Below are 24,849 nucleotides of genomic sequence, written 5' to 3'. Positions count from 1 at the left end.
CCGCCTACCGGCGCGCGTTCCACTGGCCAGGCGTGCGGGGCACCCACCCGGCGTGGGCCCCCCGGGGGGGGGGCGCCCCACCCCCCGTCGGTGGCGCCGGGGCGGCGGAGGGCCGCCGCCGGTCAGGCCGGAGCGCCGGCCGCGGCGGGTTCGTCGGCCGCGGCGAGCCGGTCGCCGAGCACGAAGCCCCGGTCCACCTGGGTGGCGAGGTCGATGCCGACCTTGGCGTTGGCCCAGCTCTCGGCGTTGCGGAGGTGGAAGAAGACGGCCTGCTCGGTGTAGCGGCGGGCGTCCCGTTGCCCGTACGTGGTGTCCGCCTCCGCGCGCAGTTCGTCCAGCACGGCGCGGTTGGCCGGCTCCAGGGCTCGCAGCTGCGGGTTGGCGCCCTGTTCCAGCCGGCGCACCCAGTCGGAGTGCCCGAAGGCGGTCAGCAGGTCGTCGCCGACCTCGCGGCGGAGGAACTCCAGGTCCTCGGGCCCCTGCACCTTGTTGCCCACCACGCGCAGTCGCACGCCGAAGTCGCGCGCGTAGTCGCGGTACTGGCGGTAGACCGAGACGCCCTTGCGGGTCGGCTCCGCGACCAGGAAGGTCAGGTCGAAACGGGTGAACAGGCCCGAGGCGAACGAGTCGGAGCCCGCGGTCATGTCGGTCACGACGTACTCGTCCGGGCCGTCGACCAGGTGGTTGAGCAGCAGCTCGACCGCGCCGACCTTGGAGTGGTAGCAGGCCACCCCGAGGTCCTCCTCGGTGAACGCGCCGGTCGCCAGCAGTCGCACCGAGCCCTCGTCGAGCGCGACCGGGCGGGCGCAGGCCGCGTACACCGGGTTCTCCTCGACGATCCGGAGCAGGCGCGAGCCCCGTCCGGGCGGGGTCGTCTTGATCATCTCCTCGGAGGACCGGATCAGCGGGTTGGAGCCGCGCAGGTACTCCTTGATGTCGGGCAGGTGGGCCCCGAGCGAGGGCAGTTCGGCGGCCTGCGCGTCCGTCAGGCCGAGTGCGGGGCCGAGGTGTTGGTTGATGTCGGCGTCGACGGCGATGACCGGGCGGCCCGAGGCGGCCAGGTGGCGGATGAACAGTGCGGACAGCGTGGTCTTGCCGCTGCCGCCCTTGCCGACGAAGGCGATCTTCATCTGGGACTCCGGCTCTCGCTCGCTCTGGGGCCCGCCGCGGTCGCTCGTCCGCTCCGCGGCCGGGGTCGACGATCTCCAGAACTGGAAATCGTTATCGCTTCCGATAGCGGCCATGCTATCCGGGGTTTCGGGTGGTTCGCCGGAGGGAAGTGAGGATTGCCTCTAAAGGGTGATGCGAGGTTGCCGTTCCGGGAGTGGCCCCGGTTCATTACCCTCGGGTAGGTGAGCACTGGAACAGATCCCCTCGCCCCGCTGGCCCAGCTCCCCGGGGTGCCCGACGCGGTGGCCGAGGTGCGCAAGGCCGTCGACCGCCTCTACGGCCACCGGGTGATGCGCCGCCGTGCGGCCGAGGTCACCTCGGAGTCCGCCCTGCGGGGCGCCCGGGCCTCCGCCGCACTGGCGGGGGCGGACTGGCCGCTGGAGGAGGTCCGGCGGCGCAGCGACTTCGGCGCCGACCCCGAGGCCCGGGCGGTCGGCGCCGCCCTGCGGATCTCGGCCGAGGCCGGCCAGCTGCTCAGCGTCTGGCGGCACTCGCCGCTCCAGGTGCTGGCCCGGCTGCACCTGCTCGCGGTGGGGGACTCCGACGCCCCCGCGGGGCGGCCGCGCCAGGCGGGCGAGGGCGCCGACGATCCGTTCCCGCTGGAACTGAAGCCGGTGGAGGGCGTCGAGTCCGCGGTGCCGGGCGCGGTGGACGGGCCGGTGCCCGTGCTGCCCCCGGCGCCGGGCTCGGAGGAGGTCGCCGCCAGGCTCGACCAGCTCTCCCGGCTGCTGGTGGCCCGTGCGGAGGGGCAGGGCGTCGGCACGCCGGCCCTGGTGGTCGCCTCGGTGGTGCACGGCGAGCTCCTGGCGCTGCGGCCGTTCGGCTCCCACAACGGCCTGATCGCCCGGGCCGCCCAGCGGATCGTGCTGATCGCCGAGGGGCTCGACCCGAAGTCGATCTGCCCGGCCGAGGTCGGCCTGGCGGAGCTGGGGACCGACGCCTACCGGCGGGCGCTGGCCGGCTACCTGGCGGGGACGCCGGAGGGGCTGGCCGCCTGGATCGGCCACTGCGGCCGGGCCCTGCGGCTCGGGGTTCGGGAGTCCACGGCGGTCTGCGAGGCGATGCAGCGCGGCATGGTCTGACCGGACGCGCGGTCCGACCGGCGTCAAGGGCGGTCGAGGGGCGGCGGCCGGGGGTCCCGGGCCGGGAGGCGCCGGGACGAAGAGATGCGGCGGCACCTGATCCTGCCGGGTGCCGCCGCTGGCACAGATGCCGGGTGACCATGCATGCACCGGAAGTGCCCATCAGACGGGGATCCTGCCCGTTCGTCTGGTGCGGCGGCCCGACAGCGGGTCGGCTGCATGTGGGTGCTCAGTCATCTGTACGCGGTCCGTGGGGCCTGAACTGCGTTGTCGGTTTGACCTCTTAGGGGTCCTGACCGGGTCTCGCGGGCCGTGCTTCATTTGTATCGCGTTTCGGGCGAAAGGGGAACCCGAAACGAGAAGTCTTCGGCTTTTGCCCGTTTTGCCCCTCGGTTCGGCGGCGGGTGCCCGGCGCTTCCCGCAGGGGTCAGGCCGTCGGGCGCCGCCGTCGCGCCACGTACCAGATCACCCCGGCCGTGAGCACCGCCGTGCCGATCGCCACCGCGGTCAGCACCGAGCCGCTCGGCGCCGAGAACTCCGGGAGCCGACGCCGGAGTTCCACCGGCCGGTCGAAGACCAGCACCGGCCACTCCCGGGCGACCGCCTCCTTGCGTAGCGCGCGGTCCGGGTTGACCGCCGAGGGGTGGCCGACCGCTTCGAGCAGCGGCAGGTCGGTCGACGAGTCGCTGTAGGCGTAGCACTCGGCGAGGTCGTAGCCCTCGCGCTCGGCCAACTCCCGGATGGCGGCGGCCTTGTTCTCGGCGTAGGCGTAGTACTCGATCTCGCCGGTGTAGCAGCCGTCCTCGATCTTCAGCCGGGTGGCGATCACGTGGTCGGCGCCGAGCAGCGCACCGATCGGCTCGACGACCTCGGAGCCGGAGCTGCTGACGATGACGACGTCGCGACCGGCCGCGTGGTGCTGCTCGATGAGCGAGGCGGCCTCGTCGTAGATGATCGGGTCGATCAGGTTGTGCAGGGTCTCGGCGACGATCTCGCGGACCTGCTGAACGTTCCAGCCCCGGGTGAGTGCGGAGAGGTACTCGCGCATCTTCTCCATCTGGTCGTGGTCCGCGCCGCCCACCAGGAAGACGAACTGGGCGTACGCACTGCGCAGGACGGCCCGACGGTTGATCAGGCCACCCTGGTAGAAGGGGCGGCTGAACGCGAGGGCGCTCGACTTGGCGATGATGGTCTTGTCGAGATCGAAGAAGGCCGCGGTCCGCGGGCCCGTCGGACGCGCCGGGGCGGCCGGCGGGCCGGTCAGGGGCGTCGCGTCCGCCCCGGGCGCCCCGGCTGCCCCGGCCGCTCCGTCGCTCCCCGGGGCTTCGGCGGCTCCGGCGGCTCCGGCGGTGGAGTCCGGGGACTCGTCGGCGTTCTCGGTGGTGTCCACGGGAACCGAGGATAGAGGGCACCACAAAACGGCCCGCCATTCGGTGTACTCGTGGGCGTGCGGGTTTGTGTTTCTGGCCGCTCGGGTACACCATGGAAGTCACGGATCGTTCGCGACCGTGCTAACCCGGTCCGGCTCCTCCCCCCCGAGTCGGGCCGTGGATAGACGACCCCCGCTCTCCCCCCCGGCGGGGGTCGTCGCACGTCCGGGGCCATTTTCAGGGCTTGAACGGCTACTGTCGGGGAATCGGCCCGCCGGCCCGGCGGACATCTACGGGGGGTGTCGGCGACGGGCCCCTTCGGGCGATTTGGTCACTCTCCGTAGATCATTGATCATGGCTGTCCTCAGCCCCTCGAACGCGCGGAATGGTCGGTCGAGGCGGCTCCCGCAGCAGCGCCCGGAGCGGTTGCTTCCCCTTGGTGCGGTCTATACCGGTTCTTCTCAGTGAGCCCGTTTCGTCAATTCTTTGCTCAATAGCCCCCCTTCCGAGTGAACGTTTTCCTCCACAACCCCCGAGTTGTCCACAGGGAATCGGAACCCGGCGGACGGAATCCGGATCACCGCCCACCGTGAGGGTCGGCAGCGGTCACCGGGTCCGTGCTGCGGGCCCGCGGCCGGCTGTCGCACCGACCGGACGTGTGCCCGGCCCGCCCCGTGCGGCCGGGCACCCGCACAGGGGAGCCGCCATGTCGAAGCCCACCACCGACCACGCCACCGCCAACGGTCCGGCGCCCACCCGACCGCTCGTCCTCACCGGGGACCCCGGCCTGGCCGAGCACCTGCTGCGGATCTGCGCGGCGGCCGGCACCGAACCGCAGCTGCTCCGGGGAACGTCGCCGCCGCGCGAGCTCTGGGAGGGGTCGTCGCTGGTCCTGGTCGGCGACGACCGGGCCGAGCAGTGCGCCGGTCTGCCCCGTCGGGCCGGGGTGCTGCTGCTGGGGCTGGACCTCGACGACCCGGGGGTCTGGGTCAGAGCCGTCCAACTCGGCGCCGAGCACGTGCTCTTCCTGCCCGACGCGGAGGCCTGGCTGCTCGATCGGATCGCCGACGCCGTGGAGGGCGTCGGCACCCCTGCGCTCACCGTCGCGGTGCTCGGCGGGAGGGGAGGCGCGGGCGCGTCCACCCTGGCGTGCGCGCTCGCCGTGACCGCCGCCCGCCGCGGACGGCGGACCGTCCTCGTCGACGGCGATCCGTTGGGGGGCGGGCTCGACCTCCTGCTCGGCAGCGAGACGGCCGCCGGCCTGCGATGGCCGGACCTGGCCGCCTCACGCGGCCGGGTGAGCGGCGCCGAGCTGACCCGGGCGCTGCCCGCGCCCAAGCGGCTCACCGCGCTGTCCTGCCTGTCCTGGGACCGGAGCGACACGCTGGCCGTGCCCCCCGAGGCCATGCGCAGCGTGCTGGCCGCCGCCCGTCGCCGTGGTGGTCTGGTGGTGGTCGACGTGCCCCGTCGGCTCGACCCGGCGGCCGGGCAGGCGCTGGAGCAGTCCGACACGGCCCTGTTGGTGGTGCCGGCCGAGCTCCGCGCGGTGGCGGCCTCCGACCGGGTCTCCGCGTCCGCCCGGATGCGGATCGAGGACGTCAGGGTCGTGGTGCGGCCCGTGGGGCCCTTCGGCATCCCGGCCCGGAAGATCGCGCAGGGACTGCGGCTGCAGCTCGCCGGCGTGCTGGAGCCGGAGCCCGGCCTGGCCGCCGACACCGAGCAGGGCGTGCCGCCGGGCATCCGGGAGAGCGGCCCGCTCGCCCGCTTCTGCGAGACCTTTCTGGACGAGGTGCTGCCGCCGGTTCCGGCGGTCGGGGGAGGTGTGTACTGATGGTCCGTCTGCGGAGAGCGGGAGGCTCGGACGGCGTCGCGGGCCGCCGCGCCGGCGCGTACGAACAGCGGTCGCTCCGGAGCGTGCCCGTCGCAGGGCGCGTGCCCGCGCTCGGGCCGCCGCCCGAGCCGAACCCCTACGGACGGACGGCCCGGGAGGCGCGGGCGGCGGCCCTGGTCGACGCCGTCCGGCTGCGGCTGGCCGAGTCCGGGGCCGCCCCGACGGCCGGTTCCGTCGCGGCCGCGCTGCGCGCCACCCGGCCGCCGCTCGGCGGCGACGACGTCCTCGACACCGTGCGCTCGCTGTGCGCCGAACTGGTGGGTGCGGGCCCGCTGGACCGGCTGCTGGCGGCGCCCGACGTCACGGACGTCCTCGTCAACGGACCGGACGAGGTCTGGGTCGACCGCGGCGGGGGCCTGCGCCGGGCGACCGGCGTCCGTTTCGCGGACGCCGGTGCGGTGCGGCGGCTGGCCCACCGCCTGGCCACGGCGGCCGGACGGCGGCTCGACGACGCACGGCCCTGGGTGGACGCCAGGCTGCCGGACGGCACCAGGCTGCACGCGGTGCTGCCGCCGATCGCGGCCGGCTGCACCCACATCTCGCTGCGGGTCTGCCGCCCCAGGCCCTTCACCCTCGACGAGCTGGTGACCGGCGGGGCCGTGCCGCCGCGCGGCGCGGAGCTGCTCGCGGGCCTCGTGCGGGCCCGGCTCTCGATGCTGGTCAGCGGCGGCACCGGCACGGGGAAGACCACGCTGCTGGCGGCGTTGCTGGGTCTGGTCGGTCCGGAGGAGCGGATCGTCATCGCCGAGGACTCCGCCGAGCTGCGTCCGGACCACCCGCACGTGGTCCGGCTGCAGAGTCGCCCGCCGAACCAGGAGGGGCTGGGCGAGCTGACGCTTCGGGACCTGGTCCGCCAGGCACTGCGGATGCGGCCCGACCGGCTGGTGGTCGGGGAGGTGCGCGGGGCCGAGGTGTCGGACCTCCTGGCCGCCCTCAACACCGGCCACGAAGGCGGCACCGGGACCGTCCACGCCAACACCGCGGCGGACGTCCCGGTCCGGCTGGAGGCGCTCGGCTCGCTGGCCGGGCTGGACCGGGCGGCCGTGCACAGCCAACTCCGCGCGGCGCTGGACGTGGTGGTGCACCTCGTGCGGGAGCCGGCCACCGGGAGGCGACGGATCGCCGAGATCCACACCTTGGCCGGCGACCGGCAGGGACTGGCCGTCACCACCCCTGCGGTGACGTTCACGGCGGACGGCGGCGCGGTGCCGGGGGCCGGCTGGGAGCGGCTGACCCGGTTGCTGGCCGACCGGGGGGTTCGGCTCGCGGGCGGGCCGCCGTGACGGCGGCCTCGGTGCAGGTGGCGTTCGTCCTGCTGCTGGGTGGGTGCGGGGTGGGCGCGGTGCTGTTGCTCGGTCCCTGGAACGGGAGAACTCGGCGAGAGGCTGGTGGCGGACGTGACGGTTGACCGGGTCGAACTCTGTTGGGCGGCGGCCCTCTGCGGGGCGGCGGCGGCCGGCCGGTGGTGCCTGCAGAGGCAGTTGGCGGGCGTCCGGCGGGCCGGGCACCTGCTCGCCGGCCGGGCCGGTGAGTCCGGCGAGGCCGGCGGATCCCGGGGAGCCGCCGGTCACGGGCGGGGGCGTGGGCCCCGGCGGCGTGGAGCCGTGCCGTTCGGCAGCCGGGTGGGCGCGTCCTGGCGGGCCGCCAGGGGTGCACCCGAACTGCTGCTCCTGCCCGGTGGACTGGCGGCCGGATGGGTGACGGTCTCGCCCGTTCCGGCCCTGGCCGCCGCACTGGCCGTCCTGCCGCTGAGGAGATGGCGGCTGCGGCGCGCGGCGGCGGCCGGGGCCGGACGCCGGGCGGCCGCGGTGGTGGAGCTCTGTGCCGGACTGGCGGGTGAGTTGCGCAGCGGAGCGACGCCCGAACAGGCGCTGCACGTGGTGACCACGCGGATCGCCGCCGACCGGGCGGAGCTGGGCCGGCTCGGGGCGGAGCCGGTCGCCCGGCTCGCGGCCGGCCGGTACGGCGCGGATGTGCCCGCCGCACTCCTGCTGCTCGCCGACTTGCCGGGAGGCCGTGGAGCGGCTGCGATCGCCGCCTGCTGGCGGGTGGCCTCCGACGGTGGAACGGGCCTGGCGGCCGGTCTGGACGGGGTGGCCGAGGCACTGCGCGTCGAACGGGCGCTGTCCGAGGAGATCGCCGCCGAGCTGGCGGCGCCGCGCGCCACGGTCGCGGTCCTGGCCGGGTTGCCTCTCGTGGGTCTGTTGCTCGGCGCGGCCGTCGGCGCCCGACCGGTGGACGTCCTGCTCCACACACCCGCCGGGCTGGCCTGCCTGGTCGCAGGGGCGGCGCTGGAAGGGATCGGCCTGGCCTGGACGTCGCGCATCGTCCGGTCGGCGTCGGAGGACGCCCGGGAAACGGGTCCGTTCCGCGGCCGGGCCGCCGTGGGCCGCCCGGAGCCCGGGTCCGGCCGGCGGTGCGGGATCACCCGGACCCGCCCTCGGGAGGGACGGTCTAGCGGATCGTTCGCGGGGAAGGTGAGGTCGGCGTGATGCGGGCGATGGACTGGACCGTCCTGGGCCCGGCCATGGCGGCGGGTGCGCTGCCGCTGAGCGGGTGGCGTGTCCGAAGGACGGCCCGGCGGCGGGCGGCGAAGTGGCGAACGGCCAGGGTGCCGACAGTGGGGCCGCCAAGGGCCGGAGACGCCCCGGCCCGCCGGTGGCCGGGAGGTGGTCGGGCTGAGCCCGCCAACAGGGGAGCCGCCGTGGCGGAGCGGGCTCGGCGGGGGGCCGCGGCGCTCTCCGCGGGGATCGGCGCAGCGGCGTTCCTCGGCGGTGGGGCAGGCCCGGTGGTGGGTCTACTGGTGGCGGCGGGGCTGTACCGGCGGCTGCCGCGGGCCCGGTCCCCGGCGGAGCGGCGAGCGCTGTCGGACGAACAACGGCTGGTCCGACAGCTGCCACTCACCGCGGAGCTGTTGGCGGCCTGCCTCGGATCGGCTGGCTCGCCGGCGGAGGCCGTCGTAGCGGTCGGCCGGAGCGTGGGAGCCCCGATGGGCCCCCGGTTGATGGCAACGGCGGCGGAACTCGCCCTGGGCGCGCCGCCGGAACACTGCTGGCGCCGACTGGGCGAGGAGCATCCGCGGTTGGCACCGCTGGCCCGCTGCCTGGTCCGGACGAGCCTCAGCGGGACCCCGGCGGCCGAGGCGCTCGCCGGACTGGCGGGCGGCCAACGAGCGGAGGCCGTACGGGCGGCGCACACGCGGGTCCGCAGGGCCGGCGTGCTGGCCACCGTACCGCTCGGGCTCTGCTTCCTCCCGGCCTTCGTCCTGCTGGGTGTGGTCCCGGTTGTGCTGGGGCTCACCTCTCGCTTCACGCAGCAAATGTGACGCATCGTCAAAGATTTCGATCGGTACCAGGCGCAGTGTGCGGAGGCTGCGGTGGACGCCGCTCCGCCCGGGCCCGGTCGACACCTGAATCGATCCAAGGAGAGAACCATGGATGCAGTGCTCAAGCCCGTGTTCGACAGCGGCAGTTCGCTCGGCCGACTGGTGCGGATGGGGCGGCGACGGGGCCGCTGGGCGATCCGTCGGATCCGGCGGGCCGGCCGGGCGAGGGCCCGCTCGGACGCCGGGATGACCACGGCGGAATACGCGGTCGGCACGCTCGGGGCGTGCGCGCTGGCTGCCGGGCTCTACAAGGTGGTGACCAGCCCGGCGGTCATCGGAGCCCTCACCGACGTCCTGGACCGTGCGCTCCATGCGACCTGAGGCACCGTCCGCAGGGCGGTGTGCCCGGCTGCTTCCTGCCGGCTGCGGCCCCTGTGCCACCCGTTCCGGTCGGCTCGCCCCGACCGGCCGGAACGGGCGGCGCCGGCGGCGGGGCGACGGTGGCTTCGTCACCGCCGAAACCGCTGTCGCGCTGCCGGCGCTGGTGCTGCTGGCCGCGATGCTGGTCTGGGCCGTACTCGCGGTGGGTGCCCAGGTGCGGTGCGTGGATGCGGCGAGGGAAGGAGCCAGGGCGGCGGCGCGGGGCGAGACGGATGCCGCCGGGATCGCGCGGGCGGTCGCCCCGCCGGGGGCGGAGGTCCGGATCGACCTGGCGGCGGACACGGTCCGGGTCACGGTGGACGCGCCGTCCACGGCACCGGGCGGGCTCGGGAGCGTGCTCTCGGTCCGGCTGGGCGCGGCGGCCGTGGCAGCGCGGGAGGACACCTTGCGGGGCGGGGAGGGAGGTGCCGGCCCGTGGCCGAGCTGACGCGCGCCGTGGCTCGGGCGCGCAGCGCACTGCGGTTCCGCTCCGGTCGGGTGGGGGCCCGCAGCGGCGGGCACGACGGCGGGTCCGCGACGGTCTGGCTGGTCGTGTGCGCGCTGTTGGGCTGCGCGGCTTTCACCGTCCTGCTGTCGGTGGGTGTGGCGGTCGGCGCCCGCCACCGCGCGGAGTCCGCCGCCGACCTCGCGGCGCTCGCGGCGGCCGACCGGCTGCTGCTGGACGCGGACGGCGGCTGCGACCGGGCCCGGGCCGTGGCGGCCGCGCAGGCGGCCACGGTGGTCTCCTGCACGGTGGACCGGGAGGCCGATGCCGTCGACGTGGTGGCGGAGGTGCCGGTTACCGGGCTGCCGGTCCGCCTGCCGGTCGGGCCGGCGCGTGCCCGGTCCCGGGCCGGCCCGATCCGTGCGGCGGTCGCCCCGACGGACGAGGACGCGCGCGCCGCGGTCGGCGAGGCCGTCACCGCGGTGGCCGGCCCGGCGGTGACGGCCGCCCAGACCGAGGGGACGGGCTCATGAACCTCCGGCTTCCCCGGCTTCGCACGCCTCCCCGACGCCCCCGACCTCCCCGGCCGCGGTCGTCCGTCCCTCAGGCTCCGCTTCGACCGCGTCCGCCGCTTCGACCGCTTCCGCCGGTTCCGTCGGTTCGGAGCCGTCCGCTTCCCCAGTGGCCGCTGCCGGTTCCAGCCGCTCCGCGGCCGGCACGGCGGGCGCTCCTGCGAGCAGCACGTCCAGCATCCGGACGGCCGCCGCCTTGTCCAGCGGGTCGTTCCCGTTGCCGCACTTGGGCGACTGCACGCAGGAGGGGCAGCCGCGTTCGCACTCACAGGCCGCGATCGCCTCCCGGGTGGCCGTCAGCCACTGGACGGCCCGCTGGAAGCCCCGCTCGGCGAATCCGGCACCGCCGGGGTGGCCGTCGTAGACGAAGACGGTGGGCAGTCCGGTGTCCGGGTGGAGCGGTACCGAGACGCCGCCGATGTCCCAGCGGTCGCAGGTGGCGAAGAGCGGGAGCAGCCCGATCGAGGCGTGCTCGGCGGCGTGGGCGGCGCCGGGCAACTGGTCGAGCGGGATGTCCGCGTCGAGGAGCTGGTCCTCGGTGACGGACCACCAGACCGCGCGGGTGCGCAGGGTGCGCGGCGGCAGGTCGAGCTTGCTCTCGCCCATGATCTCGCCGGTGGAGATCCGCTTGCGGAGGTAGCCGACCACCTGGTTGACCACCTCGACGGAGCCGAAACTGAGCCGGCCCTCGCCCCAGTCGACGGTGGTGTCGGTGGAGAGCACCGAGATGGAGGTGATGTCGCGGGCGGCGGTCGTGTAGGGCGGGTCGGCGGGTTCGACCAGCGCGACCGAGTTGTCGAGGTCGAACTCCCGGACGAGGTAGCTGCGGCCCCGGTGGAGGTGGACGGCGCCGGTGTGGACGGTGGTGTGGGCGGCGGAGGCGTCCACGGTGCCGAGCAGCCGCCCGGTCGGGGCCTCGACGATCTGCACCGGGCTGCCGCCGCTGCCCCGCAGGTCGACGCCGTCGGCGGCCCGTTCGCGGCGGGTCCAGTACCAGGCGTCACCGCGGCGGCGGAGCAGCCCGCGTCGCTCCAGTATCGGCAGCAGCGGTCCGGCGGAGGGGCCGAACAGTTCCAGGTCGGTGTCGGTCAGCGGGAGCTCGGCGGCGGCCGCGCACAGGTGCGGGGCGAGGACGTGCGGATTGTCCGGGTCCAGCACGGTGGCCTCGACCGGGGTGGCGAACAGCGCCTCCGGATGGTGCACCAGGTAGGTGTCCAGCGGGTCGTCCCGGGCGATCAGGACGGCGAGGGCGCCCTGGGCCTCGCGCCCGGCCCGTCCGGCCTGCTGCCAGAGCGAGGCCCGGGTGCCGGGGTAGCCGGCCATCAGGACGGCGTCCAGGCCGGAGATGTCGACACCGAGCTCCAGTGCGGAGGTGGAGGCGAGGCCGAGCAGCCGGCCGGAGTGCAGATCGCGTTCCAGGGCGCGGCGCTCGTCGGCGAGGTAGCCCCCGCGGTAGGCGGCCACCCGGTCGGCGAGCGGGCGGCCGAGCTGGTCCTGGGTCTGCAGGGCGACCAGCTCGGCGGAGCGGCGGGAGCGGACGAAGACGACGGTGCGGATCTCCCGTTCGACGAGGTCGGTGAGGAGGTGGGCGGCCTCGGCGGTGGCGGTCCGGCGGACCGGCGCCCCGTGCTCGCCGACGTTCTCGGTGAGCGGCGGCTCCCAGAGCCCGAAGACCACGGGCCCGCGCGGGGAGGCGTCCTCGGTGACCGCGTCGGCGGGCAGGCCGGTGAGCCGCCGTGCGGTGACGGCCGGGTCGGCGGTGGTGGCGGAGGCGAGGAGGAAGGTGGGCTCGGATCCGTACCGGGCGCAGATCCGGCGCAGCCGCCGCAGCACCTGGGCGACGTGCGAGCCGAACACGCCGCGGTAGCTGTGGCACTCGTCGATCACGACGTAGCGCAGGGTCTTGAGGAAGGAGGACCAGCGGGCGTGGGCGGGCAGGATGCCGCGGTGCAGCATGTCCGGGTTGGTGAGCACGTACGAGGCGTACTGGCGGACCCACTCGCGTTCCTCGGGCGGGGTGTCGCCGTCGTAGAGAGCGGCCCGGACCCGGGGCGGCGCGAGGTCCGCGGCCCGGCGGCGCTGGTCGGCGGCGAGTGCCTTGGTGGGGGCGAGGTAGAGCGCGGTGGCGCCGCGCCCGTTGCGGGCTTCGGTTCCGTCCAGCAGATCGGAGAGGACGGGGGCCAGGTAGCCGAGGGACTTGCCCGAGGCGGTTCCTGTGGCGATCACCACAGTATGGCCGGATTTGGCCAGATTCATTGCTTCTGCCTGATGGGCCCAGGGGCGTTCCACGCCCAGGGCCCGGGCGGACTCGACGATCTCGGGCCGGATCCAGTCGGGCCACGGTGAATAGCGGGCGGCCCGGGCGGGAAGGTGCTCCGTATGGGTGAGCCGGTCCGACCGCCCGCGGGTGGTGGACAGGGTCGTGAGCAGTGCCTCGGGCAGGCTGTGACGCGGCGGCATGAGGACCCAGTGTGTCACCGGAGTGACGGAGAATCGTCCCAAGCCATCGTGCGGGCATGGTCACAAGTGGTTGAATGTGGCCGTGTCGGCCGTACGGCCGGGGGTCGCAGCGCCGAGGCTTGCCGCATTGGCTGGGCGTGCCCGAGGCTTGTGACCATGCGGTGGCGGCCGTCCGGCCGAGGATCGCAATGACGTAGCAAGGCAAGGTGCTGGAGGTTCCGTGGACCTGTCCCTGTCGACCCGTACAGTCGGCGATCGCACGGTCGTCGAGGTTGGCGGCGAGATCGATGTGTACACCGCCCCGAAGCTGCGTGAGCAGCTGGTCGAGCTCGTCAACGACGGCAGCTACCACCTCGTCGTCGACATGGAGGGCGTGGACTTCCTGGACTCCACCGGGCTCGGTGTGCTGGTGGGCGGTTTGAAGCGGGTGCGCGCCCACGAGGGTTCGCTGCGACTGGTCTGCAACCAGGAGCGCATCCTCAAGATCTTCCGCATCACCGGCCTGACCAAGGTCTTCCCGATCCACAACTCGGTGGACGACGCGGTCAACGCGACCGACTGACCCGACCGATCCGGCCGGGTCGGCCCTCCGTGGTCGGCCCGCCCGATTCTCAACGCGGCCGGGAGCCGGGGCCCTGTTGCGGCCCCGGCCCGTCGGTCCGCCCAGGGGCCGACTGACGTCGGCCCGCAGCGGCCGTATGCCCGGCCCCGGTCGGAGCACCCCGAGGGGGAGAGATGGCAACCGTCGAACTTCGATTCAGTGCGCTTCCCGAGCACGTCCGTACGGCCCGGCTGGTCGCCGCGGCAGTCGCCAGACGAGTCGGGGTCGACGAGTCGGTGCTCGACGAGGTGCGGCTCGCCGTCGGTGAGGCATGCTCCCGCGCGGTCGGTCTGCACCAGCGTGGTGGCATCACCGGCGCGGTGCGGGTGGCCCTCATCGACCAGGAGAAGCGTTTCCTCATCGAGGTCGAGGACGAGGCCGGCCTCGACACCGTCCCGACCGCCGCCGGTTCGGCGGAAGGCGTCGACCCGGACGAGGACACGCTCGGTCTCGCGGTGCTCACCGGCCTGGTCGAGGACCTTGAGGTCACCAGCGGCACCGGTGGCGGTCTGATCCGGATGAGCTGGCCGGTCCCGGCCGACGTGCTCACGGGCTGACCGACTGGTCCCGGCAGGCCCGCCGGAGGTCGTCGCTCGCGGGCCGTGGGGTGACGGCTGGCCGGACACCGGTGGTCGATCACCCGGGGCGCCACGCCTCTTCGAGCGGGAGCCCTCCTTCGCAGTTCCTCCCTGCGGCGTGCCCTCGTCGTACCTTCGGCACGCCCTTCCGGCGACGGTCGGAGCACAGGCGCGGCCCGTACGGGCGGGAACCGGGGGTCGTGCGGCGGCCGTGTAGGTTCGCTGTTCGACGACCGAAACCGAAAGGGCTTCTCCCGGTGAACAAGCGACTGCTGGCCGTACCCGCGCTCGGCGCGCTGCTTGCGTTCGGCGCCGTCGGCTGCGGCGACGACAACAGCAAGCAGCTGGACTCCTGGGCGGTGAAGGTGTGCGGCGGGGCCAAGGACCCGATCGCCCAGGCGCAGACCGCGCTGGCGGACACCGGCCAGGTGAAGACCGGCGAGGTCCCGGTCGACCTCCAGAAGCGTCTCTCGGCCGACATCGGGCGGCTGGCCAAGACCAACCAGGACATTGCTGCGGCCATCGACGGCGCGGGAGCGCCGAAGGTGGACGACGGGGCCACTCTCCAGAAGGACACCGTCGCCGAGCTCACCAAGGCGGCCGACGGGTACCTGGAGGTCCAGAAGAAGTTGGACGCGCTGCCCAACACCGACCAGGGGAAGTTCGCCGACGGACTCCGCAGCATCTCCGACCAGATTCAGCAGCTGGCCTCGCTCTCCACGCAGGCACAGGGCAAGCTGCAGCGCGGCGAGCTGGGTGCGGCGATGGCCAAGCAGGAGGGCTGCAAGCCGGGCACGGCTGCCGCGGCTCCGTCGGCGGGCGCCACGGGCACGACGGCTCCCGGTACTCCGGCTCCCGGCACGGCGGACGGTACGAGCCCGGCGGGCAGCCCCGCCGCGACGGATCCCGCCGCCGCTCAGCCTTCCTCCGCCCCCGTCCCCTCGGCGAGCTGACGGACCGCACCCGCACCTCCCGCACCCGCACCTCCCGCACCCGCACCTCCCGCACCCGCACCTCCCGCACCCGCACCGGTATCCGTATCCGCACCGGTATCCCCGACCGAGCCGTTGTCGCCGTCGGACCCGCTGTTCCGCCCCCTTGTCCGCCCTCCTCTTCTGCCTCCTCGCCCGACCTGCCGAGGGGGCGTTCGCGCTGCTCGAATCGCTGTCCGGCCAGTGGGACGTCCCTCCGGGCCCGACCCGGCCCCGGAGCCCCGCCACGGGGTCGGCGCGTGGACCTGCACGGATCCGTCACGGGGCCGTTGAGGAGCTTTCGGGGGACCTTCGAGGGGTTGCCGAGGGGAGCGGGGGCGACCGGGCGGGGGACAATGTCGGGGTGATCAGTAGCCCCGTTCTCGACCCGACCCGCCTCGCCAAACTGCGTGAGGCACTGCTCGCCGCCTCGTACACCGCCGACGGCTGCCTGGACCTGCTCGGGCCCACCGGGTACGCGGCGCTGGCCCGCAGCGAGGCGGTGCCCGCCCTGCGGGCGACCCGCGGCGGCAGCCCGCTGGAGACGCTGGTGCGGCTCTTCCTGCTGCAGCAGCCCGTGCCGTACCAGGCGGCCGCCGCCGCGCTGCCCGTCGAGGACTGCCTGACCGACGGTTGGCTGCGGACGGACGGCGATCTGGTGCGGGCCACCGTCGACGTCCGCCCGTACGCCGACGAGGTCGCCGGTCTGCCGAGCGCGGACGCCTGGGTGGTCTCCGACCTGGGTTGTGCGGTCGGCGGCGCCGGCGGGATCGGGTCCGGTGAGACCGCGCACGGGGTGGCCCGCAAGGACCTGGTGCTCGGCGTGGGGGGCGCGTCCACCACGCTGGCCAACATCACGGTGCGCCGGCCGGTCAGGTCCGCGCTGGACCTCGGCTCGGGCTCCGGTGTGCAGGCGCTTCACGCGGCCCGGCACGCCCAGCGGGTCACCGCGACCGACGTCAACGCACGGGCGCTGCGCTTCACCGAGCTGACTCTGGCGCTGTCCGGTTTCGACCACGCCGAGACCGCCGAGGGAAGCCTCTTCGAGCCGGTCGGGGAGCGGAAGTTCGACCTGATCGTCTCCAACCCGCCGTTCGTGATCTCGCCGACCGGCCGGTTCACCTACCGGGACGGCGGCATGGCCGGCGACGACCTCTGCCGCAGCCTGGTCCGCTCCGCCGCCGCCCGGCTGGAACCGGGTGGCTACTGCCAGCTGCTGGCCAACTGGCAGCACGTCAAGGGCGAGGACTGGCACGACCGGCTGTCCGGCTGGGTCGCGGGCACCGGGCTGGACGCCTGGATCGTCCAGCGCGAGGTGCAGGACGTCGCCCAGTACGCCGAGCTGTGGCTGCGGGACGGCGGTGACCACCGCGGTCCCGGTGGCGACTACCAGGCCCGGTACGGGGAGTGGCTGGACGCGTTCGAGGCCGGGCGGGTCGAGGGAATCGGCTTCGGCTGGATCACGCTGCGCGCGGGTGGCGCCGAGCGGCCGACCGTCCGGGTCGAGGAGTGGCCGCACCCGGTCGAGCAGCCGCTCGGCCCGCACATCGAGGAGTGGTTCGACCGGCAGGACTTCCTGCGGACGCACGACGACGCGGCCCTGCTGGCGGCCCGGTACGTGCTGGCCGACGAGGTGGTCCAGGAGCAGGTCGGTGCGCCCGGGGCGGAGGACCCGGAGCACGTGGTCCTGCGCCACAACCGGGGCATGCGGCGCGCCACCAAGGTGGACACCGTGGGCGCCGGGTTCGTCGGCGTCTGCGACGGGACGCTGTCGGCGGGCGAGATCGTGGACGCGATCGCGCAGCTGCTCGGCGAGGACCGGGTGGTGCTGCGGGACCGGGTGCCGGAGTCGCTGCGCATGCTCACGGAGCAGGGGTTCATCAGCCCCGTGGCCTGATCGCGCCCTTCGCGACGTCCTGCCGTTTCACGCCCCCGCCGCCACGCGCAGCCAAGCGCGATGCCTCGCGCTCCCTCGCGCCCCCCTCGGGGTCGTTCGGGGGCCCTTGGGGTATCTCGCGTCCTTCCAGGTCGGCTTCGGGCCATCTGTGGTCGTCCGATTCACCTCTCCGTATCCCCTGGTTCGCCGGACGGCCTCCGGGTGTCTGTCCCCCGTTGGCCCCCGACTGTGAGGCTCTGTCCACAGGCTGTGGACAAGGCTGGGGGCTCGGGGTGGAGACGACGACGGCGACGGTCGGGGGCCTGATACTTGCCCTCTTCGGCGGCGCACTCCTGTTCTGGTGCGCCGCCGAAGTGCGCCTTCGCCACCGGGTGCGCCGTCGGGGCGTGCCGACCGTGGCCACGGTGGTCGCCGAGTCCGATCCGCACGGCGGACTCGACAGCGCACCACTGCTCTCCTACTCCGCGTCCGTGCAGGCCGGGTACGCCGGGCCGGCCGCCGTCCGGGCCGGGGCGGCGGGAACGGCGGCGGCCGCAACGGCGGCGCCGGGCCGGATCGGCGAACTGGTGCTGACCCGCCCGCGCGGCCGTACCCCGCTGCGCCGCCCGGCCGGTCTGTCGCCCGGCGCGTCCGTCCGCATCGCCTACGACCCGCGCCGCCCCGGGCTGGCGGTGCTGGCGGCGGAGGAAGGCCCTCGGGCGGTGGTCGCCGACCTGCTGTGGGCGACGCTCGGCCTGGTCTGCCTGTCGGCCGGGGCACTCCTGCTGGTGGCCGCCTCCTCGGCCTGAGACCGGCCCGAGACCGCCCGCGATCTGGGCCACGACCTGGGCCGCGACCTGGCCCGAGACCGCCGAGGCCCGGTCCGCGACCCGGCCCGGGCGCCGTTCCGCGCCGGCCGCCGCGGTCCGGAGTTCCGTACCGCCGGCGTCCCCGCCGGCCCGTGCCGGTCCCCGCAGGCCCTGCCGCCCGCCTGCCGTCGGCTCGGCGCAGGCCGACCGGATTCTTTGTTGACAGATTTGGAAATCCGTCATTCCATCCTTCGGAACCCACCGAAGCGCCCTCCGCAGGGCGCGATCCTCCGTCGTCGGGTTACCGTTCGAGTGGCGTCGGTCGGCCTTGCCGGTGAAAAAGCAGGATCCGTCCGTTTGACAAGGGTGGCCGGGGTACGGTCACACTCCGCTGGTGGGGTCGTCGTACAGCGGCGGCCCCGGGTCGGTGGAGGGGTCGGGCGGAGCGCAGCCCGTGCTGCCAGCGCCGACCAGCTCACATAACGACCGGGAGAGAAGAGCGAAGGTGTCCCCGAGCAGCGAGACCGCGCACGGACAGCGACTCGTCATTGTCGAGTCGCCGGCCAAGGCGAAGACGATCAAGGGCTACCTTGGCCCCGGCTACATCGTCGAGGCGAGCGTCGGGCACATCCGCGACCTGCCGAGCACGGCCGCCGAGGTCCCGGACAAGTACACCGGCGAGGTGCGTCGCCTCGGCGTGGACGTGGATCACGACTTCGCTCCCATCTACGTGGTCAACGCTGACAAGAAGTCCCAGGTCAGCAAGTTGAAGTCGCTGCTCGCGGAGTCCGACGAGCTCTTCCTCGCCACCGATGAGGACCGCGAGGGCGAGGCCATCGCGTGGCACCTCCAGCAGGTGCTCAAGCCCAAGGTGCCGGTGCACCGGATGGTGTTCCACGAGATCACCAAGGCCGCCATCCAGGAGGCGGTGCGCAACCCGCGCGAGCTGAACCAGCGCCTGGTCGACGCCCAGGAGACCCGCCGCATCCTCGACCGCCTCTACGGCTTCGAGGTCTCGCCGGTGCTCTGGAAGAAGGTCATGCCGAAGCTGTCGGCGGGCCGCGTGCAGTCGGTCGCGACCCGGCTGGTCGTCGAGCGCGAGCGCGAGCGGATGGCCTTCCGCTCGGCCTCGTACTGGGACCTGGTCGGCACCTTCGGCACCGGGCGCACCCCGGCGGACGCGGCCAACCCGGAGACCTTCGGGGCCCGGCTCTCCTCCGTGGACGGCAAGCGGATCGCCAGCGGCCGTGACTTCGGCCAGGACGGCCGCCTGAAGTCGGGCAGCACCGGCACCCTGCACCTGGACGAGCAGGCCGCCCGCACGCTGGCCGCCGCCCTGGAGCAGACGGCGTTCTCGGTGCGCGGCGTCGAGTCCAAGCCGTACCGCCGCTCGCCGTACGCGCCGTTCCGCACCACCACGCTCCAGCAGGAGGCCAGCCGCAAGCTGGGCTTCGGCGCCAAGCGGACCATGCAGGTGGCCCAGAAGCTGTACGAGAACGGCTTCATCACCTATATGCGTACCGATTCGACCACGCTGTCGGAGACCGCCGTCACCGCCGCCCGCGTGCAGGTCACCCAGCTGTACGGGGCCGACTACCTGCCGGACGCGCCGCGCACCTACGCCTCCAAGGTGAAGAACGCGCAGGAGGCGCACGAGGCGGTCCGCCCGTCCGGCGACCGGTTCCGCACGCCCGCCGAGACCGGCCTGACCGGCGACGACTTCCGGCTCTACGAGCTGATCTGGATGCGCACCGTCGCCTCCCAGATGAAGGACGCGGTCGGCCAGTCGGTCACCGTGAAGGTCGGCGGCCGGTCCGCCGACGGCCGGGACGTCGAGTTCTCCGCCTCCGGCAAGATCATCACCTTCCACGGCTTCCTCAAGGCCTACGTCGAGGGCGCCGACGACCCGAACGCCGAGCTGGACGACCGCGAGCGCCGGCTGCCGCAGGTCACCGAGGGCGACCCGCTGGCCGCCGAGCAGCTCAACCCCGAGGGGCACGCCACCAAGCCGCCGGCCCGCTACACCGAGGCCTCGCTGGTCAAGGAGCTGGAGGACCGGGAGATCGGCCGCCCCTCCACCTACGCCTCGATCATCGACACCATCATCAACCGCCGGTACGTCTTCAAGAAGGGGACGGCGCTGGTGCCGTCGTTCCTCTCCTTCGCCGTGGTCAACCTGCTGGAGAAGCACTTCGGCCGGCTGGTCGACTACGACTTCACCGCGAAGATGGAGGACGACCTCGACCGGATCGCGGCGGGCGAGGCGAAGTCCGTGCCGTGGCTGAAGCGCTTCTACTTCGGCGAGGCCGCCGGTGAGGGCGCGGCCACCGGCGGCGCCGCCGAGGCCGGCAACGGCGACGGCGACCACCTGGGCGGTCTGAAGGAGCTGGTCACCGACCTCGGCGCGATCGACGCCCGGGAGATCAGCTCGTTCCCGGTCAGCGACGCCATCACCCTGCGGGTCGGCCGCTACGGCCCCTACGTCGAGCGCGCCTCCGAGGTCGAGGGCGAGCCCGGCCAGCGCGCCGACATCCCGGACGACCTGCCGCCGGACGAGCTGACCGTCGAGCTGGCCGAGGAACTGCTGGCCCGGCCCAGCGGTGACTACGAGCTCGGCGCGGACCCGGTCAGCGGCAACACGCTGGTCGCCAAGGACGGCCGCTACGGGCCGTACGTCACCGAGATCCTGCCCGAGGGTACGCCCAAGACCGGCAAGAACGCCGTCAAGCCGCGGACCGCCTCGCTGCTCCAGTCGATGTCGCTGGACACCGTCACCCTCGACGACGCGCTGAAGCTGCTCTCGCTGCCGCGCGTGGTCGGTGCGGATCCGGAGGGCGTGGAGATCACCGCGCAGAACGGCCGCTACGGCCCGTACCTCAAGCGCGGCACCGACTCCCGCTCGCTCACCAGCGAGGAGCAGATGTTCACGGTCACGCTGGAGGAGGCGCTGGCGATCTACGCCCAGCCCAAGCAGCGCGGCCGCGCCGCCGCCGCGCCGCCGCTGAAGGAGCTGGGCACCGACCCGGTCAGCGAGCGCCCGGTGGTGGTCAAGGACGGCCGCTTCGGCCCGTACGTGACCGACGGCGAGACCAACGCGACGCTCCGCAAGGACGACGAGGTCGAGACCATCACCCCCGAGCGCGGCTACGAGCTGCTCGCCGAGAAGCGGGCGCGCGGACCGGTGAAGAAGACGGCGAAGAAGGCCCCGGCCAAGAAGGCGGCGGCCAAGAAGACCGCGGCGAAGACCACCACCACCACCACCAAGACGGCGGCGGCCAAGACGGCGGCCAAGAAGACCACCACCAAGACCGCCGCCAAGAAGACGACGACGGCCAAGAAGGCAACCGCGAGCAAGGCCGCCGCCACCGACGAGGGCTGACACCCGATCGGCGGCACCGGGCCCGCGTCCGCTCCGGCGGCGCGGGCCCGGTTCGTTCGGGGGCAACGCGCGACGGGCGTGTGCGGACTCTGTCACAACCCTGCGATGGCGCCCGTCCCGAGCTGCGCTCCCCTCTTTTGCGCCATGCGCCGACCGCTACGCTGACGGTATGACGAGCGCGGAGCAGCCCACCCCCAGCGTCGCCGAGGCCGCGAGAGCCGGCACGCCCGACCTTGCCGAGGTCGCGCCGGCCGGAACCACCGGCGAGCGCGTCCGCGCGCTGCTGCGCCTGCGCCCGTACCGCCGGCTCTGGACCACCCAGCTGATCGGCGGCACCGCCGACCGCCTGGGACTCCTGGTCCTGCTCGCCCTCACCGTGATCGCCGCCGCACTCGGCGGACAGTTCGGTGACCTGCCGCGCAGCCTCGCCTTCGCCGTCGCCGCCGTCTTCGCGGCCCGGCTGGCGGCCACCGGGCTGGTCGGCGCCGCCCTGCTCGGCCCGGTGCACGGGCTGCTCAGCGGCAGGCTCGACCGACGCTGGACGCTGCTCGGCGCGGACGCCCTGCGTGCCGTGCTGATCGGTGTCGCGCCGTGGTGGATCGTCTGGCTGGGCTCCGGCCCGAAGCCCTCCGGCGCCGCGACCTGGGTGCTGCTCGCGACCGTCTTCGTGACCGGCGCCGCCGAACGGGTCTGGGCGATCGGCAAGGCCGCCGCCGTGCCCGGCCTGCTGCCCCCCGCCAACCCCTTCGCCCCCGCTGCCGAGCGCCGCCCGTCCGCCGCCAACCTGGCGACCGTCCGGAGCCTGGACCACCGCACCGGCTGGGCCACCGTGCCGCTCGCCGCCGCCGCCCTCGTCGCGCTCACGCTGCTCAACAACATCTTCGCGGCGCTCGGCTCGGACTGGCTGCGCGCCCACCAGACCACCTTCGCCGCCGTCGGCGCGGCGGCCCTGTTCGCCGTCTCGGCCGTCCGGATCCACTTCCAGGAGCTGCCCGGCGGCGCCGTCAAGGTGGCCCCGCACTCCCCGCTGCAGGGCCTGCGCGCCCCGACCGACGCGACCCCCGGCCCGGCCATGGCCAAGGGCCGCACCGGCTCCGCCCCGTACTTCACCTTCGCGGTGGCCGCCGGGTACGCCGCGATGGCCGGTGTCTGCGCGCTGGCACTGCTCACCGCCGCCGAGCACCGCGCCGGGCCGATCGGCTACGGCCTGCTGGTGCTCGCCGCCACCGGAGCCCCCGCGCTGGGCGTCCGGCTCACCCGGGCGACCCTGCCCTCGCTCTCCCGCCGCCGGCTGCTCGCGCTCGCCCTGCTGACCGAGGGCGTCGCGCTGATCCTGGCCGGCCTGGTGCTGGACTTCGTGCTCGTGCTGCTGCTCACCGTGCTGGCCGCGGTGGCCGCCGGGATCGTCATCACCGCCGGGCGCGGACTGCTCGCCCAGGAGGTCGAGGAGGCCCGGCTCCCCAAGGTCACCGAACACCTGTACGCGGTGCTGCGGGTCGTGGTGGGCGCCGCACTGATCGTCGTCCCGCTGATCGCCGCCGCCTACGGGGACGTCGCGTACGGCGAGGTCGAGCCCGGCTCGTTCACCTTCATCCACGGTGGCGCGGCCCTCGCGGTCGCCACCGCCGGACTGCTCACCCTGGTGCTGGCGGCCGTCGTCCTGCTCCGGACCGACGACCGGCGCGGCACCGCCCCGTTCGGCAAGGACCTGCTGGACGCCCTGCGCGGCGCCACCGGCCCGGCCCCCCACCGCACGGCGGGCACCGGCTTCTTCATCGCCCTGGAGGGCGGCGACGGCGCCGGCAAGTCCACCCAGGCACAGGCGCTCGCCGAGTGGATCCGGGGCAAGGGCCACGAGGTGGTGCTCACCCGCGAACCCGGCGGCAGCCCGGTCGGGCAGCGGCTGCGCGGCCTCGTCCTGGACGTCGGCAACACCGGCCTCTCGCACCGCGCCGAGGCGCTGATCTACGCGGCCGACCGGGCCGAGCACGTCGAGAACGTCATCCGCCCCGCACTGGCCCGCGGCGCGGTCGTCATCACCGACCGGTACATGGACTCCTCGATCGCGTACCAGGGCGCCGGCCGCGACCTGGCCGCCACCGAGGTGGCCCGGATCTCGCGCTGGGCGACCGGCGGGCTGCTGCCCGACCTGACCGTCGTCCTGGACGTCGACCCGACCCGGGCCCGGGAGCGGTTCACCGAGGCGCTGGACCGGCTGGAGTCCGAGCCGACCGAGTTCCACCAGCGGGTCCGGTCCGGCTTCCTCTCGCTCGCCGCCGCCGACCCGGCGCGCTACCTCGTCGTCGACGGCAGCCAGCAGCCCGGCTTCGTCACCACCGCGATCCGCCACCGGCTCGACCGGGAGCTGCCGCTCTCCGAGCAGGAGAAGGCCGCCCGGGCCGAGCAGGAGCGCCTCGCCCGGGAGGAGGCCGAGCGGCGCGCCGCCGAGGAGGCCCGCAAGCGCGCCGAGGAGGAGGCCGCCGAGCGGAAGCGCCAGGAGGTGCTGGCGCAGCTCCGGGCCGAGCAGGCCGAGCAGGAGCGCCTCGCCAAGGAGGAGGCCGAACGGGTCGCCGCCGAGGCTGCGCGCAAGGCGGCCGAGGAGGCCCGCAAGCGCGCGGAGGAGGAAGCCCGCCGACGTGCCGAGGAGGAGGCCAGGCGGCGCGCCGAGGAGGAGGCCCGGCTGGCCGCCGAGGCCGCCGAGCGCAAGCGGCTCGCCGAGGAGGCGGCCGCCCAGGCGGAGCTCCAGCGGCAGCGCGAGCTGGCGCGGGAGGAGCAGCGACGCCGGGCGGAGGAGGCGCTGCAGCGGGCCGAGGAGGCCCGGCTGGCGCAGGCCGCCGCGCTGGCGGCCGCTGCTGCTGCGGCGGCCGAGGCGGCGGAGCGGGCCGACCGCTCCGCCGCCGTGCCGGACGACGCGGTGACCACCGAGCTGCGGGTCGTGAAGGATCCCGGGGCGCAGGCCCCGAAGGGGCGTGGCGGCGAGGACGCGACGCAGGAGATCTCCGAGCGGGACCGTCGGGCCGCCGTCCGCGCCGCCGAGGCGGCGGGCGGTGCGGCGGGCGCGGGACCGGCGGGCGACGCCGCCGCGACGGCGAAGCTTCCGGTCGTACCGGGGACCCCGGGCGCTCCGGGCGCTCCGGGTGTTCCGGCGGACGAGACCACCGTCCTCCCTCGGGTCCCGGCGGACGAGACGGCCGTTCTGCCCCGGGTTCCGGCGGACGAGACGGCCGTCCTGCCCCGGGTCGAGCCGGGTCGGCGGGGCGACGCGGTGCCGCCGGGGCTCTGGCGGGACGAGCGGCCCGCCGACGCCCCGCCGGCGGACCGCCCCGCGGACCGGCCGGTCGACAGTACGCGTGAGCTGCCGGTGGTCGACCCGCAGCAGCCGCCCGCCACGGAGTCCCGGCCGAGGCCGGACTGGGCGGAGGAGACGCCGATGGACGACCTGCCGAGCCTCACCGACACCCTGCTCGGCTCGCGGGACGAGTGGGCCCGCTGGGGCGACGGCACCGGCCAGGGCGCCCCGGCCGGTCCGGAGGGTCCCGTTCCGCCGAACCACGCGGACGGGCGGGACGGCCAGGGCGGCCAGGACGACGGCAAGGGCAAGGGCCGCCGCTGGGGCCGACGCGGCTGACCGGTGAGCCCGACCGGAGGGGCCGACCTCCGTCGCGGAACGGCTCACGAGGGACCACCGACGGCGGGCGGTGCTGCCGGGGCGAGGCTCCGGCAGCACCGCCCGCCGTCGTACCGGCCACGTATGCTCGACGACGGAGACGGCGCCGGGGCCGCCGTCCGACATCCCGGTCCCCACCGCCACCAGCGGTCCGTACCGCTGCGGCTACCGCCAACCGGTCCGCGGCACGGCGGAGCCGTCCGGGGTGGGGTCCGAACCTAGCTTGGGAGCAG

Annotated in this window: 18 protein-coding genes; 15 read left to right on the top strand and 3 right to left on the bottom strand. The window is 74.7% G+C overall.

Annotated features, from left to right (window positions below):
• Window positions 1-122 precede the first annotated feature (122 nt).
• Window positions 123-1,130: an ATP-binding protein gene (locus ABZY91_RS08135; protein ID WP_355400714.1), complete on the bottom strand. Its 1,008-nt coding sequence runs from the start codon at window positions 1,128-1,130 to the stop codon at window positions 123-125.
• 222 nt (window positions 1,131-1,352) lie between these two features.
• Here ABZY91_RS08135 and ABZY91_RS08130 point away from each other — a divergent pair, with 222 nt between their 5' ends.
• Complete coding sequence (locus ABZY91_RS08130; RefSeq protein WP_329885721.1) at window positions 1,353-2,252, top strand: oxidoreductase; 900 nt, start codon at window positions 1,353-1,355, stop codon at window positions 2,250-2,252.
• Window positions 2,253-2,679: 427 nt separating this feature from the next.
• Here ABZY91_RS08130 and ABZY91_RS08125 read toward each other — a convergent pair whose 3' ends face one another.
• Complete coding sequence (locus ABZY91_RS08125) at window positions 2,680-3,516, bottom strand: HAD-IB family hydrolase (protein ID WP_355400720.1); 837 nt, start codon at window positions 3,514-3,516, stop codon at window positions 2,680-2,682.
• Window positions 3,517-4,328: 812 nt separating this feature from the next.
• Here ABZY91_RS08125 and ssd point away from each other — a divergent pair.
• The 7 genes from ssd to ABZY91_RS08090 all read left to right on the top strand — a co-directional run bounded on the left by ssd (window position 4,329) and on the right by ABZY91_RS08090 (window position 10,236).
• Entirely contained in the window at window positions 4,329-5,453 is a 1,125-nt protein-coding gene (gene ssd, locus ABZY91_RS08120) for a septum site-determining protein Ssd (RefSeq protein WP_355400712.1), read from the top strand.
• Window positions 5,453-6,796 (top strand): TadA family conjugal transfer-associated ATPase, encoded by a 1,344-nt coding sequence (locus ABZY91_RS08115; protein WP_355400710.1) that lies wholly within the window; start codon window positions 5,453-5,455, stop codon window positions 6,794-6,796. Before ssd ends, ABZY91_RS08115 begins: the two co-directional genes overlap by 1 nt.
• 321 nt (window positions 6,797-7,117) lie before the next feature.
• Entirely contained in the window at window positions 7,118-8,005 is an 888-nt protein-coding gene (locus tag ABZY91_RS08110; RefSeq protein ID WP_355400708.1) for a hypothetical protein, read from the top strand.
• Window positions 8,006-8,217: 212 nt separating this feature from the next.
• The gene (locus ABZY91_RS08105; protein ID WP_355400706.1) at window positions 8,218-8,838 is read left to right on the top strand and encodes a type II secretion system F family protein; all 621 of its coding nucleotides are present in this window, start codon (window positions 8,218-8,220) and stop codon (window positions 8,836-8,838) included.
• Between the two features lie 168 nt (window positions 8,839-9,006).
• Window positions 9,007-9,219, top strand: a complete 213-nt coding sequence (locus ABZY91_RS08100; RefSeq protein ID WP_355400718.1) for a DUF4244 domain-containing protein — start codon at window positions 9,007-9,009, stop codon at window positions 9,217-9,219.
• Window positions 9,209-9,706, top strand: coding sequence for a TadE family type IV pilus minor pilin (locus ABZY91_RS08095; protein ID WP_355400704.1), 498 nt, complete (start codon window positions 9,209-9,211; stop codon window positions 9,704-9,706). The genes ABZY91_RS08100 and ABZY91_RS08095 overlap by 11 nt, the downstream gene beginning before the upstream one ends.
• Window positions 9,694-10,236: an Rv3654c family TadE-like protein gene (locus tag ABZY91_RS08090; protein WP_355400702.1), complete on the top strand. Its 543-nt coding sequence runs from the start codon at window positions 9,694-9,696 to the stop codon at window positions 10,234-10,236. The genes ABZY91_RS08095 and ABZY91_RS08090 overlap by 13 nt, the downstream gene beginning before the upstream one ends.
• Here the strand turns inward: ABZY91_RS08090 and ABZY91_RS08085 are convergent.
• Window positions 10,231-12,735 (bottom strand): DEAD/DEAH box helicase, encoded by a 2,505-nt coding sequence (locus ABZY91_RS08085; protein ID WP_355400700.1) that lies wholly within the window; start codon window positions 12,733-12,735, stop codon window positions 10,231-10,233. The genes ABZY91_RS08090 and ABZY91_RS08085 overlap by 6 nt on opposite strands.
• 220 nt (window positions 12,736-12,955) lie before the next feature.
• On the opposite strand from ABZY91_RS08085, the gene bldG reads away from it, so the two are divergent.
• From bldG to tmk, 7 genes are all read left to right on the top strand, one after another.
• Complete coding sequence (gene bldG / locus ABZY91_RS08080; protein WP_327678470.1) at window positions 12,956-13,297, top strand: anti-sigma factor antagonist BldG; 342 nt, start codon at window positions 12,956-12,958, stop codon at window positions 13,295-13,297.
• Window positions 13,298-13,470: 173 nt separating this feature from the next.
• Window positions 13,471-13,893, top strand: a complete 423-nt coding sequence (locus ABZY91_RS08075; protein WP_329885693.1) for an ATP-binding protein — start codon at window positions 13,471-13,473, stop codon at window positions 13,891-13,893.
• 278 nt (window positions 13,894-14,171) lie between these two features.
• On the top strand, window positions 14,172-14,867 hold the full coding sequence (locus tag ABZY91_RS08070) for a hypothetical protein (protein WP_355400697.1): 696 nt from the start codon (window positions 14,172-14,174) through the stop codon (window positions 14,865-14,867).
• Window positions 14,868-15,249: 382 nt separating this feature from the next.
• Entirely contained in the window at window positions 15,250-16,782 is a 1,533-nt protein-coding gene (locus ABZY91_RS08065) for a methyltransferase (RefSeq protein WP_355400695.1), read from the top strand.
• Between the two features lie 272 nt (window positions 16,783-17,054).
• Window positions 17,055-17,570 (top strand): DUF3592 domain-containing protein, encoded by a 516-nt coding sequence (locus tag ABZY91_RS08060; protein ID WP_355400693.1) that lies wholly within the window; start codon window positions 17,055-17,057, stop codon window positions 17,568-17,570.
• Window positions 17,571-18,075: 505 nt separating this feature from the next.
• A complete protein-coding gene (topA, locus tag ABZY91_RS08055) occupies window positions 18,076-20,949 on the top strand; it encodes a type I DNA topoisomerase (RefSeq protein ID WP_355400691.1) in 2,874 nt (957 codons plus the stop codon).
• Window positions 20,950-21,118: 169 nt separating this feature from the next.
• Window positions 21,119-24,577, top strand: a complete 3,459-nt coding sequence (gene tmk, locus ABZY91_RS08050; protein ID WP_355400689.1) for a dTMP kinase — start codon at window positions 21,119-21,121, stop codon at window positions 24,575-24,577.
• The last annotated feature ends 272 nt before the right edge of the window (window positions 24,578-24,849 follow it).

It is taken from the genome of Kitasatospora sp. NPDC002965, assembly GCF_040611255.1.
In the GTDB taxonomy this organism is placed as follows: domain Bacteria; phylum Actinomycetota; class Actinomycetes; order Streptomycetales; family Streptomycetaceae; genus Kitasatospora.
Note: the sequence above shows the minus strand (reverse complement) of the source record. Positions and strands in the feature narration are given on the sequence as shown.